This is a genomic window from Brachybacterium massiliense, assembly GCF_900184245.1.
GTDB classification, from domain to species: Bacteria; Actinomycetota; Actinomycetes; order Actinomycetales; family Dermabacteraceae; genus Brachybacterium; species Brachybacterium massiliense.
The window spans coordinates 1-15,949 of the sequence record NZ_FXXB01000007.1 but is presented as its reverse complement, the minus strand read 5'-3'; the positions used below and the strand labels follow the sequence as shown (position 1 = coordinate 15,949).

The following is a 15,949-nucleotide window of genomic DNA, read 5'->3' as shown; positions in this document are numbered from 1 at the left end:
ACCGGCTCCCGCACCGACGCCGCGTCCCGAGAAGCCCGCGCCGCGCCCCGAGCGGCCCGCCCGCACACCGGACCGGTCCGCCCGCCACGAGCGCTCGGCTCCGTCGGCCTCCACCGCTACGTCGGCTCGATCCGCGCGGTCCGCGCGCTCCGCCCGTTCAGCGGCGTCGGCCGCGTCGGACGCCTCTTCGGCGTCCGCCCAGCCGGCGCCCTCCGTGCCGTCGGCCCACTCCGCCGTCTCCGCGCATTCGCCGTCCTCCGCGAACGCCGCGCCGCCCGCCCGCAGCCGCTCCGTCGGCCGCGCCCGGCCCGCCGCAGAGGTGTCCGCCCCCGCTCCCGCGACCGGGCCATCGGGCGAGGGACGGGTGGTCCAGGCAGCCGAGCGCTTCCGCGAGCTGGTCGTGGGCCGCCCCTGGCGCCGTCGGCGCCGCGCGATCATCGCCGGTGTGCTCGTGACCGCACTGGTCCTCGTCGCCGCCGGCGTGACCGCGATCTTCCTGCCCGCCCTCCAGGTCCAGCAGATCCAGGTCGAGGGCACCGGCTACCTCGAGCAGGAGGAGGTGCAGGCCGCGGTCCAGCCGCACACCGGGGGCAGCATCCTGCTGCTGCCGACGGGACGCATCACCCAGAGCGTGGCCGAGGTGCCGGGCGTGGACACGGTCGAGGTCGAGCGCTCCTGGCCCGACGGCGTGCGCGTGAGCGTCACCGAGGTCGTGCCGATCGCTCAGCTCACCACCACCGACGGCAGCACCACCGTGATCGGCGCCGAGGGGCAGCAGCTGCCCGCGGCCGCGGGGGAGGGGGCCTCGCTGGTCCCGCTGACCGTCGGCGGCGGCGCTGGGGATCCGGAGGGCGCCGCGCAGGCGATGGCCGAGGTCCTCGCCGGCATGCCCGAGCCGCTTCGCGGAGCCGTGCAGGAGATGACCGCCTCGAGCGCGAGCGATGTGACGGTGGTGCTCGCCCTCGAGGATGGCGGCACCAAGGAGGTCGTCTGGGGCGACGCCCAGGATGCCGAGCTCAAGGCCGAGGTGGTGCAGGCGCTGCTGGGCCAGCCCGGCACCGTCATCGACGTCTCCTCCCCGGTCGCTCCCGTCACCCGCTGAGCGGCGCGCCCGCCCCACGGTGATCTGGCCCGCCCTCGGGGGCCGACACGCGCACGCGGTATTTGCGTGCAGGTGCCCACGTCCATAGCGTCGAGGGAAAGGAGAAGCGCCCTGAAGTCCGAACCTCAACTCGAGGTCTAGGGTTTCAGAAGTCGCACGACCAGGTGCGACGCAGGCCCACTCCCCGGATGAACGACAAGAGCAAGGACCAACACGTGGCCGGAACGCAGATCTCACTCGCAGTCATCAAGGTCGTCGGCGTCGGCGGCGGAGGTGTCAATGCCGTCAACCGCATGATCGAGTCCGGGCTCAAGGGCGTCGAATTCATCGCGATCAACACCGACGCCCAGGCGCTGCTGATGTCCGACGCCGACGTCAAGCTCGACGTCGGCAAGGAGATCACCCGTGGTCTCGGCGCGGGCGCCGATCCCGAGGTGGGCAAGCGCGCCGCCGAGGACCACGCCGAGGAGATCGAGGAGGTCCTGCGCGGGGCCGACATGGTCTTCGTGACCGCCGGCGAGGGCGGCGGCACCGGCACCGGCGGCGCCCCCGTGGTCGCCAAGATCGCCCGCAGCCTCGGCGCGCTCACCATCGGCGTGGTCACCCGCCCCTTCACCTTCGAGGGCCGCCGCCGCTCCACCCAGGCCGAGTCCGGCATCGCCGCGCTGCAGGCCGAGGTCGACACCCTCATCGTGATCCCCAACGACCGCCTGCTGTCCATCGCGGACAAGCAGGTCTCGATGCTCGACGCCTTCAAGAGCGCGGACCAGGTGCTGCTCTCCGGTGTCCAGGGCATCACGGACCTGATCACCACACCCGGCCTGATCAACCTCGACTTCGCCGACGTCAAATCCGTCATGCAGGGAGCAGGCAGCGCCCTGATGGGCATCGGCTCCGCCCGCGGCGAGGATCGCGCCCTGCAGGCCGCGGAGCTCGCAGTTTCCAGCCCGCTGCTCGAGGCCTCGATCGACGGCGCCTACGGCGTGCTGCTCTCGATCCAGGGCGGCAGCGACCTCGGCCTCTACGAGGTCTCCGAGGCGGCCCGCCTCGTGCAGGAGGCGGCGCACCCCGATGCGAACATCATCTTCGGCTCCGTCATCGACGACGCCCTCGGTGATGAGGTCCGCGTGACCGTCATCGCCGCAGGCTTCGAGGGCGGCGGCCCGGCGCCCCGCCAGGACGTGGCCCCGCAGCAGCGCCAGGCGCCCCGCGCCGAGCCCGCCCGCACGGAGCAGCCGCGCACCGCCGCACCTCGCCCGGCCGTCCAGGAGCAGCGCGCCTCCCACGGTGCCGCAGCCGGTGCTGCGGCCGGTTCCGGCGCTCCCGGGGCCTGGGGTCTGCCGCAGCAGGCGTTCTCCCCGTCGCGCCCGAGCGCGGCCGAGCCCGAGACCGAGGTGCTCGACGCCGCGGACTCGGAGGATGCCGAGCAGCAGGAGCGCACCGCCCCGCAGCCGGCTCCGCGCGCTCCCGAGCCCGCGCGCCCGCCGCACATCGAGGAGCCGCCCGCGGACGACGACGATCTCGATCTGCCGTCCTTCCTGAAGTGACCTCCTCGCTTCCCGCACGGGCCTCGCGACTTCGCGGGGCCCGTGCCCTGTTCACGGGCCGTGAGGGCGGGGTCAGCGTCGCAGAGCACGCCGGGCTGAACCTGGCCCGGCACGTGGGCGATGACGAGGACGCCGTGCGCCGCAACCGCGAGCTGCTCGAGCAGGAGCTCGCGGTGCCCGTCGTCTTCGTCGACCAGGTCCACTCCGCCGATGTCCACGTGCTCCCCGCCGAGGGCCCCGTCCCGGTGGTCACCGCGGACGCCCTGGTCACCGACCGGGACGATGTGGCGCTCGCGATCATGGTCGCGGACTGCCTGCCTGTGCTGCTGAGCGATCCCGTCAGCGGCACGATCGGCGCGGCGCATGCAGGTCGGGCGGGCCTGCTGGGAGGAGTCCTCGAGCGCACCGTCGAGGCGATGGGAGAGCTCGGCGCCCGCCCCGAGGAGCTCACTGCGAGCATCGGCCCCGCCATCTGCGGCGCCTGCTACGAGGTGCCCGAGCAGATGCGCGCCGAGGCCGCCCGGCAGCTGCCGGCCACCCAGGCGAGCACCTCCTGGGGGACCCCCTCCCTGGATCTGCGAGCCGGCGCGGTCGAGATCCTCGTCGCCGCGGGCATCGCACTCTCGGCGATCGACGCCGAGCACCCCTGCACCCTCGAGGACGAGCGCTTCTACTCCCACCGCCGCCAGGCGCGCACCGGTCGCTTCGCCGGGGTGGTGCGGCGGGGCTGAGCCGCCCCCCTGCGCATCGCGGCGGGGCGACATCGCGCCCGCTGCCGTGCGGCAGCGCGTCCGCCCAGGTGCGGGCGTGCGACACACGCACGACACGCCGGGCGCCTCCCGACCACGGGGAAATCCCTGCGGTAGTTTCGCGCAGTAAGGGCTCCCGCGCACTCCCCGTGCTTCCCCGGAGTCCGTCAGCGTGAACAACGAACTGGGAGATCTGCGATGGGAACCTGGCGCAACGCCATGGTCGCACTCGGCCTCGCCAACGAGGTCGACGACGAGTACTACGAGGACGAGCGGTCCCGTCACGACGAGGTCGCCGCACCGTCCCGCCGCACCGAGCGCGGCCCCGAGCCCGCACCCGAACGGGAGGCCCAGGTGACCCCGATCCGCCAGCATTCGAACGTGGTGGCCATGGCCCCGGCAGTGGAGGAGTCGATGCACCGCATCACCACGATCCATCCGCGCTCCTACAACGACGCCAAGGCCATCGGCGAGTCGTTCCGTGACGGTGTCCCCGTCATCATGAACCTCTCCGACATGCAGGACGGCGACGCCAAGCGCATGGTCGACTTCTCGGCCGGCCTGGTCTTCGGCCTGCGCGGCACGATCGAGCGCGTCACCTCCAAGGTGTTCCTGCTCTCGCCCGAGTTCGTCCAGGTCGACGGTGACACCTCGGCCGACGAGGGCAGCTTCTACAACCAGAGCTGAGCCCTTCCGTGCAGATCATCGCAGGAGTGCTGTACCTCGCAGTGCTGGTGTACCTCCTCCTGCTCCTGGCGCGCCTGGTGCTGGAGTGGATCCAGTCCTATGCGCGGGAGTACCGGCCCTCGGGCCTGGTCCTGGTGCTGTTCGAGGTCGTCTACACGCTGACCGACCCGCCCGTCCTGGCACTCAGGAGACTCATCCCGCCGCTGCGCATCGGCGCCGTCGCGCTCGACCTGAGCCTGATGCTCCTGCTGGTTCTCGGGTGGATCCTGCTGAGGGTGCTCGCGGGCATCGCGATGTGAGGTTCCCCGATTCAGCATCCCCGGCACGATCCGCTAGGCTTGACGCCACCGCGACTCCGCGCATTCGACTCCCGTACTAAGAAAAGGTGACCCATGGCTCTGATGCCCGAAGACCTGCAGAATCAGAGGTTCACCCCTGTCCGGTTCTCCGAGGGCTACGACATGGACGAGGTGGACAACTTCCTCGACAACGATGTCGAACCGCGCCTGAAGGAGCTCATCTCCGAGAACGAGCGCCTGAAGAAGGAGCTCGAGGAGGCCCACAACCGCATCGCCGAGCTGGAGTCCGGGGCGGCCGCCGCCCCCGCGACCGATGCCGCCGCCACCGGCGAGAGCGACGCGATCATCGACTCCGCCCCCGTGGCCGTCGAGGACGAGGTGGCCGAGGACGCCACCGCCCCGCAGGCCGTCGTCGAGGAGGAGCCCGCCGAGGCCCCTGCCCCCGCCGCCGCTCCGGGCCCGGAGACCCCGGACCAGTCCGCCGCCGGGATCATCGCCCTGGCCAACCGTCTGCACGACGAGTACGTCAAGAACGGCGAGGACGAGCGCGATCGGCTCATCGCCGAGGCCAACGCCGAGCACAAGCGCATCGTCGACGAAGCCGAGGAGAAGTCCCGCACCACCCTCGCCGATCTCGAGACGAAGAAGGCCGATCTCGACAAGACCATCGAGGGTCTGCGCAACTTCGAGCGCGACTACCGCAACCGTCTGCGCAACTACCTGGAGAACCAGCTCAGCGAGCTCGACACCAGCGAGACGCAGGACAAGCAGGCGAACTTCGGTCTGTGAACAGCGCACTGTCCCAGTCGGCGAGCGCCGGGCCCGAGGGGTCCGGCGCTCGTCGCCGTCTGAGCCGCCGCACCGTCCTGGGGAGCATCGCCGCGATCGGCGCGGTGATCGCGGTGATCGACCAGATCACGAAGAACTGGGCGGTGGACTCCCTGCCCCTGCTCGAGCCGCAGCCATTCATCGGGGAGATCCTCCAGCTCACGCTGCTGTACAACAGCGGTGCGGCCTGGGGGATGGGCTCCGAGATCACCCCGGTGGTGACCTGCCTGCAGCTCGTGATCGTCGCCGGCGTTATCCTCTTCGCCGTCAAGGCCGTGCGCTCTCCGTGGTACACCGCGGCGCTGGGCCTGATCATGGGCGGTGCGCTGGGCAACATCCATGACCGGCTGCTGCGCGAGCCGGGGCCCTTCCGCGGCGCTGTCGTGGACTTCCTCGAGCTGCCCAGCTGGCCGGTCTTCAACATCGCCGACATGGCCGTGGTGGGCGGAGCGATCATGATCGTGGCGCTGGGCGTCTTCGGCGTCGCCTCGGATCCCGCGCACGATGAGGAAGACTCCTCTGCGGAGGGGACGGGCGAGCCGGCGCAGAAGGACGCCGCATGAGCTCCTCGAGGATCCTGATGGTGCCCGACGGTCTCGCCGGGGAGCGCGTGGATGTGGGGATCTCCCGGATGCTGGGCCTGTCCCGCACCCGCGCGGCGGATCTCGTCTCCGACGGCCACGTGCTCGTGGACGGGCAGGCTCCCGCCCGCTCCACCCGCCTCGAGCCCGGGGCGATGGTGCACGTCGAGCTGCCGGACGAGAAGCCCGCCGTCGCCGTGCGGCCCCAGATCGCCGAGGGTATGAGCCTGGTGCACCAGGATGACGACATCGTCGTGATCGACAAGCCCGTAGGCGTGGCCGCGCACCCGAGCGCCGGCTGGAGCGGGCCCACCGTGCTGGGGCACCTCGCCGCGGCGGGCGTGAGCATCCGCACCACGGGGGATCCGGAGCGGCAGGGCATCGTCAGCCGTCTCGACGTGGGCACCAGCGGACTGATGGTGGTCGCCCGCACCGAGCGCGCCTACACCACCCTCAAGGACGCCTTCCGCGCCCGCGAGGTGGGCAAGGTCTACCACGCCGTCTGCCAGGGCACCCCGGAGCAGCCCCGCGGCACCATCGAGGCGCCGATCGGCCGCTCGCCCTCGCACGACTACAAGTTCGCGGTGCGCGAGGACGGCAAGCACTCGGTCACCCACTACGAGACGCTCGAGGACCTCCAGGGCGCGACGCTGCTGAAGGTCGATCTCGAGACAGGGCGCACGCACCAGATCCGCGTGCACATGGCCGCGCTGCACCACCCGCTGGTGGGCGACCCGCTCTACGGCGCGGATCCCACCCTCGCGGCACGGGTGGGGCTGATCCGCCAATGGCTGCACGCGATGGAGCTGACCTTCGTCCACCCCGCCACAGGACGCGAGGCCACCTACACCTCGCAGTACCCGGAGGATCTGCAGCAGGCGCTCGACTCGCTGCGCGGTCTCTGAGGGGCCCGGTCTCTGAGATGCGCGGTCTCTGAGGAGCGCCCCCGCCGTGCCCCGGCACCGCGCACCAGGCGGTAGCGTCGAGGCATGAACGACGAGCAGAGCCCCGGCGCCCTGGCGCCCACCCGCGATGCGGCCCTGGCCCGCCCCGACTTCCCCTTCGCGCGCGTCGCCCGCAGGCTGGGGCTGGATCCGTCGCAGGCCGAGCTCGTGCTGCACGACGACGAGCGCGTGCGCGCGGCGCTCGCCCGCTCCGTCGAGGAGTTCCTCGCGGCCGACGACGAGCGCCGTGCGGGCCGGCCGCCGTCCACCGCGCTCGCCCTGGACCCCGATTTCCCCACTGGCGTGGGCATGGCGCTGGTGGGCGCGGCGGTGCTGTGGGATGCGCGCGATCTGGTGCCGCGGGTGGCGCTGCGTGTGGCCAAGGACCACTTCGAGGACGGGGCCGACGAGCTCGCGGCGAGCTATGCCGCCCTCGTGCAGGAATCGGTGGACCCAGGGGAGGACTCCCGGGACGACGCCGTGGCCTGGGCCGCGCAGTCGCTGCTGGTCTCGGTGCTGCAGCGGGCGGGGGACCCCGCCCGGGCCGAGGAGATCGCCCGCGATCTCGCCGCCCATGCGATCCCGATCGACCTCTGGCGCGATGACGACCCGTCCCTGCCGGACGACTCGCTGGCCTGGCACGGCGGCGCCTTCGTGGGCGGCATCCCGCCCCGTCGGGACGAGCGCTCGCTGAGCTACGAGGACGTGCACGACTACATGAACACCCTGCTCGCCGAGACCCGACGTGCGCAGGACGCCGAGGGGGACGGCACCGGCCGCTGAGCATGCCGGGGAGGCCGCCATGAGGCCTTCGCGGCGCTGCGGGCCGGGCGGCGAGGAGGACCTGTGAGGGCGCACCGGGAGCGCCGCGGCGCCGACACGCCGAGGGCGCTGTGGTGACCTCTCCGACCCCGTGCGGAGGCCCCCTCCGTGGGCCCGCGCGGCTACTCTGGAGGGCATGGCTTCTGCGGACTCCGATGACTTCGTGCATCTGCATGTGCACACCGACTACTCCCTGCTGGACGGGGCCGCGAAGATCGACAAACTGGTCGACGAGACCGTCCGCCAGAACCAGAAGGCCGTCGCGATCACCGATCACGGCTACCTCTTCGGCGCCTACGAGTTCTACAAGACCGCGAAGGATGCCGGCATCAAGCCGATCATCGGCGTCGAGGCGTACGTGACCCCCGGCACCAGCCGCCATGACCGCACCCGCGTGCAGTGGGGCACCAAGGAGCAGCAGGCCGCTGGGGATGACGTCTCGGCCCGCGGCGCCTACACGCACCTGACCCTGCTGTCGAAGACGACGCCCGGCATGCACAACCTCTTCCGGCTCGCCTCCGCCGCCTCTCTCGACGGGCAGATGGGCAAGTGGCCGCGGATGGACCGGGAGATCCTCTCGAAGTACGCGCCCGGCCTGATCGCCACCTCCGGCTGCCCGTCCGGTGAGGTGCAGACCCGCCTGCGCCTGGGCCAGTTCGACGAGGCCGTCAAGGCCGCCGGCGAGTACCAGGATATGTTCGGCAAGGACAGCTACTTCATCGAGCTGATGGACCACGGCCTGGACATCGAGCAGCGCGTCACCAAGGACCTGCTCGAGGTGGGCAAGGCCATCAACGCCCCGCTCGTAGCCACCAACGACCTGCACTATGTCACCGAGGCTGATGCGCAGATCCAGGACGTGCTGCTGTGCATCAACTCCGGATCGCGCCTGAACGATCCGGACCGCTTCAAGTTCGGCGGCTCCGGCTACTTCCTGAAGTCCGCGCGGCAGATGCGCGAGCTGTTCCGCGAGTTCCCCGAGGCCTGTGACAACACCCTGACGATCGCCGAGATGTGCGATGTCGAGTTCCGCACCACCGACGAGGGTGCGAACTACATGCCGCGCTTCCCCACCCCGGCGGGGGAGGACGAGGAGTCCTGGTTCGTCAAGGAGGTCCAGCGGGGCCTGGAGTACCGCTACCCCTCGGGCATCCCCGACGAGGTGCAGAAGCGCGCCGACTACGAGGTCTCCGTCATCCTGCAGATGGGCTTCCCCGGCTACTTCCTGGTGGTCTCCGACTACATCAAGTGGGCCAAGGAGCAGGACATCCGCGTGGGACCGGGCCGAGGCTCCGGCGCCGGCTCGATGGTCGCCTACGCCATGCGCATCACCGATCTCGATCCGATCGAGCACGGCCTGCTGTTCGAGCGGTTCCTGAACCCGGATCGCGTCTCCATGCCCGACTTCGACGTCGACTTCGATGATCGCCGCCGCGGCGAGGTCATCGAGTACGTGGAGCGCAAGTACGGCGATGACCGCATCGCCCAGGTCATCACCTACGGCGTGATGAAGACGAAGAACTCGCTCAAGGACGCCGCGCGCGTGCTCGACTACCCCTTCGCGATGGGCGACAAGCTCACCAAGACCCTCCCGCCCACCGTGATGGGCAAGGACATCTCGGTCAAGGGCATCTTCGACCCCGAGGACAAGCGCTACGCCGAGGCCGAGGAGTTCCGTCGCCTGCACGACGAGGACCCGGACGTGCAGAAGGTCGTCGAGATCGCCAAGGGCGTCGAGGGCCTGACCCGCGGCTGGGGCGTGCACGCCTGCGCCGTGATCATGTCCAGCGACCCGCTGGTGGACATCGTGCCGATGATGCGCCGCCCCTCGGACGGGCAGATCATCACCCAGTTCGAGTACCCCACTCTCGAGACCCTGGGCCTGCTGAAGATGGACTTCCTGGGCCTGCGCAACCTCACCGTGCTCTCCGACGCGGTCGCGAACATGGAGCGCAACGGGAAGACCCCGCCGGATCTGGAAACGCTGCCCTTCGACGATCCGGCGACCTACGAGCTGCTCCAGAAGGGCGACACTCTTGGCGTGTTCCAGCTGGACGGCTCGGGTATGCGCACCCTGCTGCGCCAGATGAAGCCCGACCAGTTCGGGGACATCACCGCGGTCTCCGCGCTCTACCGCCCCGGTCCGATGGGCATGGGCTCGCACACCAACTACGCGCTGCGCAAGAACGGGCTCCAGGAGATCACCCCGATCCACCCCGAGCTCGAGGAGCCGCTCGAAGAGATCCTCGGCGAGACCTACGGCGTGCTCGTCTACCAGGAGCAGGTCATGCAGACGGCGCAGAAAGTCGCCGGCTACTCGCTCGGCGAAGCGGACATCCTGCGCCGCGCGATGGGCAAGAAGAAGAAGGCGGAGCTGGACAAGCAGTACGTCTCCTTCGAGGCGGGCATGAAGAGCAACGGCTACTCCGACGCGGCCGTCGCCGCGCTGTGGGAGACGCTGCTGCCCTTCGCCGACTACGCCTTCAACAAGTCCCACTCCGCCGCCTACGGCGTGGTCTCCTACTGGACCGCTTACCTCAAGGCGAACCACCCCACCGAGTACATGGCCGCGCTGCTGACCTCCACCCAGGAGAACCGCGACCGGCTCGGCCTGTACCTGGGCGACTGCCGCCACCGCGGCATCACCGTGCTGCCCCCGGACGTCAACGAGTCGGACCTGTACTTCTCCGCCGTCGGCGATGACATCCGCTTCGGCCTCTCCGCGATCCGCAACGTCGGCGCGCATGTGGTCGAGGAGATCATCAGGACCCGGGAGGAGAAGGGCGCCTTCACCTCCTTCACCGACTTCCTGGACAAGGTGCCGCTGTCGGTGTGCAACAAGCGCACCATCGAGTCGCTCATCAAGGGCGGCGCCTTCGACTCGCTCGGCGCGAACCGTCGTTCCCTCGTGCTGATCCACGAGGATGCGGTGGACTCGGTGGTCGACGTCAAGCGCAAGGAGGCCCAGGGCCAGTACGACCTCTTCGCCGACATGTTCAGCGGCGGGGGGGGCGACGGCCCCGAGATGGCCTCCGGCTCGGCCGCCACCATCACCATCCCGGACCTGCCCGAATGGGACCGGAAGGAGAAGCTCGCCTTCGAGCGGAACATGCTGGGTCTGTACGTCTCGGACCACCCGCTGTACGGGCTCGAGCACGTCATCGCGCAGAACTCCTCGACCTCGATCAGCGCGCTCGCCGACGACGGCGCCGTCGAGGACGGGGCGATGGTCACGATCGCGGGGCTGATCACCACCCTGCAGCGCAAGACCACCAAGAAGGGCGACATGTGGGCGATCGTGACCGTCGAGGATCTCGAGGGCTCGATCGACTGCCTGCTGTTCCCCTCGACGTACATGACCGTCGCCGGGGAGCTCGCCGAGGACCTCATCGTCTCGATGAAGGGCCGCGTGGACACCTCGAAGGGCATGCCCGAGCTGCGGGTGATGGAGATGACCGTCCCCGAGACCGGGGGAGGGGCCGACGGGCCCGTCGTGATCGCCCTGCCGGCGATGCGCGCCACCGAGCGGGTGGTCAGCGACCTGCGCGGCGTGCTCGAGGACAATCCGGGAGCCAGCGAGGTGCGCCTGCGCCTGCAGGAGCCCGGTCGCACCACGTTGATGCAGCTGGACAAGCGGCTCTCGGTCACCCCGTCGGCCGCCCTGTACGCCTCGCTCAAGGCGCTGCTGGGCCCGAGCTGCCTGCAGTGAGGCCGTGAACGGCCGGCGGCAGGACAGCTCCGTGGCGGGGCAGGCGGCGGCCCTGTGGCGGGTGGCGACCTTCAACATCCGCCACGGCCTGGGTCCCGACGGGCGGGTGGATCTGGCCCGCACCGCACGCGAGATCGCGTCGCTGGGCGCCGACGTGATCGGCCTGCAGGAGGTCGATGCGATGTTCGGGTCCCGGTCCGATCATGAGGACCAGCCCGCCCGTCTCGCTGAGCTGCTGGGGATGCAGAGCCGGTTCGGTGCGGCGCTCGATCTGCCCCCGATACGTGCGGGCGCACCGCGCCGGCGCTACGGCGTCGCGCTGCTGACCCGGCATGAGATCCTCTCCCATTCGTTCTCGCTGCTGCCCGCTCACCCGCACCACGCCCCGCCCGCGGAGCCGCGCGGCGTGCTCCGCGCCGTCGTGCGCGGCCCGGGTGATGAGCGGCTCGAGGTGCTCGTGACCCATCTGGACAATGCCGAGCCGGCGCACCGCACCGCCCAGGTCCAGGGCATCGTCCGTGTCTGTCAGGACCTCGCAGGGCCGGCGCTGCTGATGGGGGACATGAACGCCGAGCCCTCCGACCCGGAGCTGGCCGCGCTCGCCGCCACCGGATGGCGTGACGCCGCCGAGGCGGCCAGGGAGATCGGGGAGGCCGGGGCGGCAGCGTCCGGGGTGATCGGACCATCCGGGGCGGCCGGTTCAGTCCCGGCGGCGGTGCCCGAGTCCCGATGGCAGCGCCTGCTCAGCGCCCCCGCTGTCTCTCTGCGCCGACTGCGCCTCGCCACGCATCCCGCGCGCTTCCCGGTGCGGCGGATCGACTCGCTCTGGGTGCGCGGCGACATCGGGGTGAGCGCGCTCGAGGTCGCCGGGCGCGGCTCCTCGGACCACCGCGGCACGGTCGCCACCGTGCACCTGACCCGCTGACGCTGCACGGGTCAGAATCGACCCCTCGTCGGTCGGGTACTGGCGTCCTGGCGAGCACTACGGCGATATCGCCGTAGATGTCGCCCCTGAACCCGTAGCTGACCAACCGCCCGGGCGAGCCTCCACGAGCGGCGGGGCCCGCCGTGTGGCGAGGCTGGCACCCACCAGCGGCCCGCCCTGGACTAGCGTTGGCTCATGAGCATCATCGCCGAGGACTTCCTTCCCGATTCCCTGCTGGAGACCTTCCGCGAGCGCGCGGTGGTCCACGACCAGGAGAACACCTTCCCCGAGGACGACCTCGCCGATCTCCGCGAGCGCGGCTACCTGCGCCTGCTGGTGCCCACCGAGCTCGGAGGTCTCGGCGCGACGCTGCTCGAGGCCACCCGCATCCAGCGTCGCCTCGCCCAGGCTGCCCCGGCCACGGCGCTGTCGATGAACATGCACCTGGTGGTCACCGGAGCGGCGCTGCATGCCCACCGTCTCGGGACGGACGGAGTGCGCTCGATCCTCGAGGACGCCGCCGAGGATCAGCTCTTCGCCTTCGGCATCTCCGAGGCCGGCAACGACGCGATGCTCTTCGACTCCTCCACCCGTGCCGAGGAGCAGCCGGGCGGTGGCTTCCAGCTCACCGGCACCAAGATCTTCACCTCCCTGGCGCCCGTCTGGGACCGGCTGGTCGCGCACGGCCGCGTCGCCGAGGCGAGCGAGGCGGACCCGCGCCTCCTGTTCGGCGTGCTCGAGCGCAGCGACGCCGTCGAGGTGCTCGACGACTGGGACACCCACGGCATGCGCCCCTCCCAGTCCCGCACCACGAAGCTGCACGCCGCACCTGTCACGGCCGAGCGCGTGGTGACCAGCACCCCCGTGGGCCCCAACCAGGACCCCTTCGTGATGGGCATCTTCGGCGCCTTCGAGCTGCTGATCTCCTCGGTGTACACCGGCATCGCCGAGCGAGCGATCGCCGTGGGGACCCGCATCGCCACCACCCGTCGCAACGCCACCAAGGGCATCGTCCATGCCGATGACCCGGACATCCGCTGGCGCCTGGCCGACGCCGCGATCGGCGTGGACGGCGTGATCCTGCAGATCGAGAAGGTCACCGCCGATCTCGACGCTCTGGGCACGGGGGAGCAGGGCAGCGGCCTTAGCGATCACGGGCCGCGCTGGTTCCTGCACTTCTCCGGGGTCAAGTCCCGCGCCACCGAGACCGCGATCGCGGCCGTGGACCAGGTGCTGCGCGCGAGCGGGGGCGCCCAGTACTTCCGCCGCAGCGAGCTCGAGCGCCTCTCCCGCGACGTGCGCGCCGGCATGTACCACCCCTCCGACGAGGAGTCCGTGCACGCTTCCTACGCCAAGGCCCTGCTCGGCGAGATCGGGGCGGCGTCCTAGCCGAACAGCACCTCGGCCTCGCGCCAGCGGGACTCGGGCACGCGCTTGACGCTGTCGATCGCCTCGGTCAGCGGCACGTCCACGATGTCGGTGCCGCGCAGCGCCACCATGTGTCCGAAACGGCCTTGGTGGACGAGATCCACGGCGGCGGTGCCGAGCCGGGTCGCGAGCACCCGGTCGTAGGCCGTCGGCTCACCGCCGCGCTGGATATGGCCCAGCACGGTGGCCCGCGACTCGATGCCCAGCCGCTCCTCGATCAGCGGGGCGAGCGCCTGGGCGATGCCGCCGAAGCGAGGCCGGCCGAACTCGTCGAGGTCGTAGTCCATGAACCCCTCCGGCGCGTCCGAGGGCACGAACCCCTCGGCCACCACCACCAGGGGCGCGCGACCGCGGTCGAAGGCGGCCTTCACGTACTGGCAGATCTCGGCGATCGTCAGCGGGAACTCGGGCAGGCAGATCACGTGCGCGCCGGCGGCCATGCCCGAGTGCAGCGCGATCCAGCCCACGCTGCGGCCCATCACCTCGGCCACCATGCAGCGGTGATGGGAGTCGCCCGTCATCCGCAGCCGGTCCAGCGCCTCGGTCGCGATCTCCACCGCCGTGTTGAAGCCGAAGGTGTAGTCGGTGGCATCGAGGTCGTTGTCGACCGTCTTCGGCACGCCGATCACCGGGATCCCCGCCTCATAGAGCCGGTTCGCGGTGAACAGGGTGCCGTCTCCGCCGATCGCGATGATCGCGTCCATGTCGTTCTCATCCAGGTGGCGGCGCACGATTTCCGCGCCGTCCTCGCCGTCGGCGAAGGGGTTCGAGCGGGAGGTGCCCAGGATCGTGCCGCCGATCCGGCCGATGCCGCGCACTCGGCGGCGCGGCAGCGTCATCCAGTCGTCGTCGATGACGCCTCGCCAGCCGTCCTTGAAACCGATGAACTCGTCCTCGAAGAGCTTGTCGCCCTTGATCACCGCGCCGCGGATCACGGCGTTCAGACCGGGGCAGTCGCCGCCGGAGGTCAGGATTCCGATCTTCATGGGGGAGGGTTCTCTTCTCTCGTGGAGCAGGGGAGCCGACGAAGCACGGGCCACTGCCCACTCTAGGGCCGCACAGGGCCCCTGCGCAGGACCAGTTTCCCTGCCCAGCGCGAGAATCTGGGAGCAGCGCGCGATCGCGACGGCGTCCGCACAGCAGAGCGCCCCGGCTCCTCCACGACGGAGTGACCGGGGCGCTCGGAACGCTCGGCGTCGGGGGATCAGCCCTCGTCGGCGGCGGACTCCTCGGCCGGCGCGGCCGGCGCGGACGGCGCCGCCTGGGAGGCGTGCTGCGCCTGCTCGGACTGGGCACGCACCTCGCGGCCGCCCTCGGCGGCGCGCTGGAGCGTGTCCTGGAAGTCCACGCCGGTGGTGGACTTGACCATGTCGAGCACCTGGGCGAGGCCCACGGAGATGTTCTGACCGATCTTCGCCTCGCCATCGGTGGAGAACACCGAGAGGTTGTCGATGTTCGAGTACGGCGCGGCGAGCTCGCCGGCGACCTCGGGCAGGACCTCGAGCACCTGGGCGAGCACCGCGGCGTCGTTGAACTGCTTGTACGCCTCGGCGCGGGCACGGGTGGTCTCCGCCTCGGCGTCGCCCTTGGCGCGGATCGCCGCGGCCTCGGCCTCACCCTTGGCGCGCAGGGCGTCGGCCTCGGCCACACCCTCGAGGCGCACGGCCTCGGCGTCCTTCGAACGGCGCTGCAGCTCGACCTCGGCCTCGGCGCGACCCCGGGCCTCGATGGCATGGGCCTCGGCGTCCGCGGTGACCTTGCGGGACTCGGCGCGGTTGCGCTCGTCGGTCAGCTGCGCCTCCGACTCGGCGATGCGGGTGTACTTCTTGGAATCCGCATCCTGCTGCTCGGCGTAGCGCTTCGCCTCGGCCGGCTTGTGGACCTCGGCGACGAGCTGCTTCTCGCGCAGGTCGTTGTTGCGGACCGCGATGAGCTCTTCCTGCTCGATGATCTTCTGCTGCTGAGCGGCGCGCGCGAGCGGACCCGCGGCATCGGCGACGGCCTGACGGGCGTCCGTCTCCTCCTTGATCTCCGCGTTGCGCAGATCGAAGGCCTGCTTGGACTCCGCCTCCTGCTGGAGGTTGAGGTTGCTGGCCTGGGTGGACTCACGGTTCGCATCGGACTCGGCGATCGCCGCGCGCTTGGCCACCAGTGCAGCCTCGGGACGGCCCCAGTCACGCAGGTAGGAGCCGTCATCCTCGATCGCGGAGATCTGGAAGGTGTCGATGACCAGGCCCTGGTTGTTCATCGAGTGCTCGGCCTCGGCCTGCACCTGGCTGGCGAAGGAGGCGCGGTCGCGGATGATCTGCTCGACGCTCAGCGTGCCGA

General features: G+C 70.8%; 14 protein-coding genes. 12 read left to right on the top strand and 2 right to left on the bottom strand.

All coding sequences use genetic code 11. The features are described from left to right. The first annotated feature begins 214 nt into the window (after positions 1-214). The 12 genes from BN4251_RS06735 (at position 215) to BN4251_RS06680 (ending at position 13,582) form a co-directional block, all read left to right on the top strand. Positions 215-1,102 (top strand): cell division protein FtsQ/DivIB, encoded by an 888-nt coding sequence (locus tag BN4251_RS06735; RefSeq protein ID WP_245810238.1) that lies wholly within the window; start codon positions 215-217, stop codon positions 1,100-1,102. A 188-nt stretch (positions 1,103-1,290) separates the two neighbouring features. Next, positions 1,291-2,649, top strand: a complete 1,359-nt coding sequence (ftsZ, locus tag BN4251_RS06730) for a cell division protein FtsZ (protein ID WP_170931865.1) — start codon at positions 1,291-1,293, stop codon at positions 2,647-2,649. Continuing rightward, positions 2,646-3,380, top strand: coding sequence for a peptidoglycan editing factor PgeF (pgeF, locus tag BN4251_RS06725; RefSeq protein ID WP_087484365.1), 735 nt, complete (start codon positions 2,646-2,648; stop codon positions 3,378-3,380). Before ftsZ ends, pgeF begins: the two co-directional genes overlap by 4 nt. 216 nt (positions 3,381-3,596) lie before the next feature. Further along, complete coding sequence (locus BN4251_RS06720; protein ID WP_087484364.1) at positions 3,597-4,085, top strand: cell division protein SepF; 489 nt, start codon at positions 3,597-3,599, stop codon at positions 4,083-4,085. Positions 4,086-4,093: 8 nt separating this feature from the next. Beyond that, complete coding sequence (locus tag BN4251_RS06715; protein ID WP_087484363.1) at positions 4,094-4,384, top strand: YggT family protein; 291 nt, start codon at positions 4,094-4,096, stop codon at positions 4,382-4,384. A gap of 93 nt (positions 4,385-4,477) precedes the next feature. Then, on the top strand, positions 4,478-5,173 hold the full coding sequence (locus BN4251_RS06710) for a DivIVA domain-containing protein (protein ID WP_087484362.1): 696 nt from the start codon (positions 4,478-4,480) through the stop codon (positions 5,171-5,173). Continuing rightward, positions 5,170-5,775, top strand: a complete 606-nt coding sequence (gene lspA, locus BN4251_RS06705) for a signal peptidase II (protein ID WP_087484361.1) — start codon at positions 5,170-5,172, stop codon at positions 5,773-5,775. The genes BN4251_RS06710 and lspA overlap by 4 nt, the downstream gene beginning before the upstream one ends. Beyond that, on the top strand, positions 5,772-6,698 hold the full coding sequence (locus tag BN4251_RS06700) for an RluA family pseudouridine synthase (protein WP_087484360.1): 927 nt from the start codon (positions 5,772-5,774) through the stop codon (positions 6,696-6,698). The genes lspA and BN4251_RS06700 overlap by 4 nt, the downstream gene beginning before the upstream one ends. Positions 6,699-6,782: 84 nt before the next feature. After that, positions 6,783-7,520 carry a hypothetical protein gene (locus BN4251_RS06695; protein WP_087484359.1) on the top strand — a complete coding sequence of 246 codons (738 nt, stop codon included), beginning with the start codon at positions 6,783-6,785 and terminating at the stop codon, positions 7,518-7,520. 175 nt (positions 7,521-7,695) lie between these two features. Beyond that, complete coding sequence (dnaE, locus tag BN4251_RS06690) at positions 7,696-11,268, top strand: DNA polymerase III subunit alpha (protein WP_087484358.1); 3,573 nt, start codon at positions 7,696-7,698, stop codon at positions 11,266-11,268. Positions 11,269-11,272: 4 nt separating this feature from the next. Then, positions 11,273-12,193, top strand: coding sequence for an endonuclease/exonuclease/phosphatase family protein (locus BN4251_RS06685; RefSeq protein WP_245810237.1), 921 nt, complete (start codon positions 11,273-11,275; stop codon positions 12,191-12,193). Between the two features lie 195 nt (positions 12,194-12,388). Beyond that, positions 12,389-13,582, top strand: coding sequence for an acyl-CoA dehydrogenase family protein (locus BN4251_RS06680; protein WP_087484356.1), 1,194 nt, complete (start codon positions 12,389-12,391; stop codon positions 13,580-13,582). Here BN4251_RS06680 and BN4251_RS06675 read toward each other — a convergent pair. Together BN4251_RS06675 and BN4251_RS06670 are read right to left on the bottom strand one after the other, a co-directional pair. Continuing rightward, positions 13,579-14,607, bottom strand: a complete 1,029-nt coding sequence (locus BN4251_RS06675; RefSeq protein ID WP_087484355.1) for an ATP-dependent 6-phosphofructokinase — start codon at positions 14,605-14,607, stop codon at positions 13,579-13,581. The genes BN4251_RS06680 and BN4251_RS06675 overlap by 4 nt on opposite strands. Before the next feature lie 218 nt (positions 14,608-14,825). Then, on the bottom strand, positions 14,826-15,949 hold a 1,124-nt coding region (locus BN4251_RS06670), incomplete at its 5' end, for a flotillin domain-containing protein (RefSeq protein WP_087484354.1).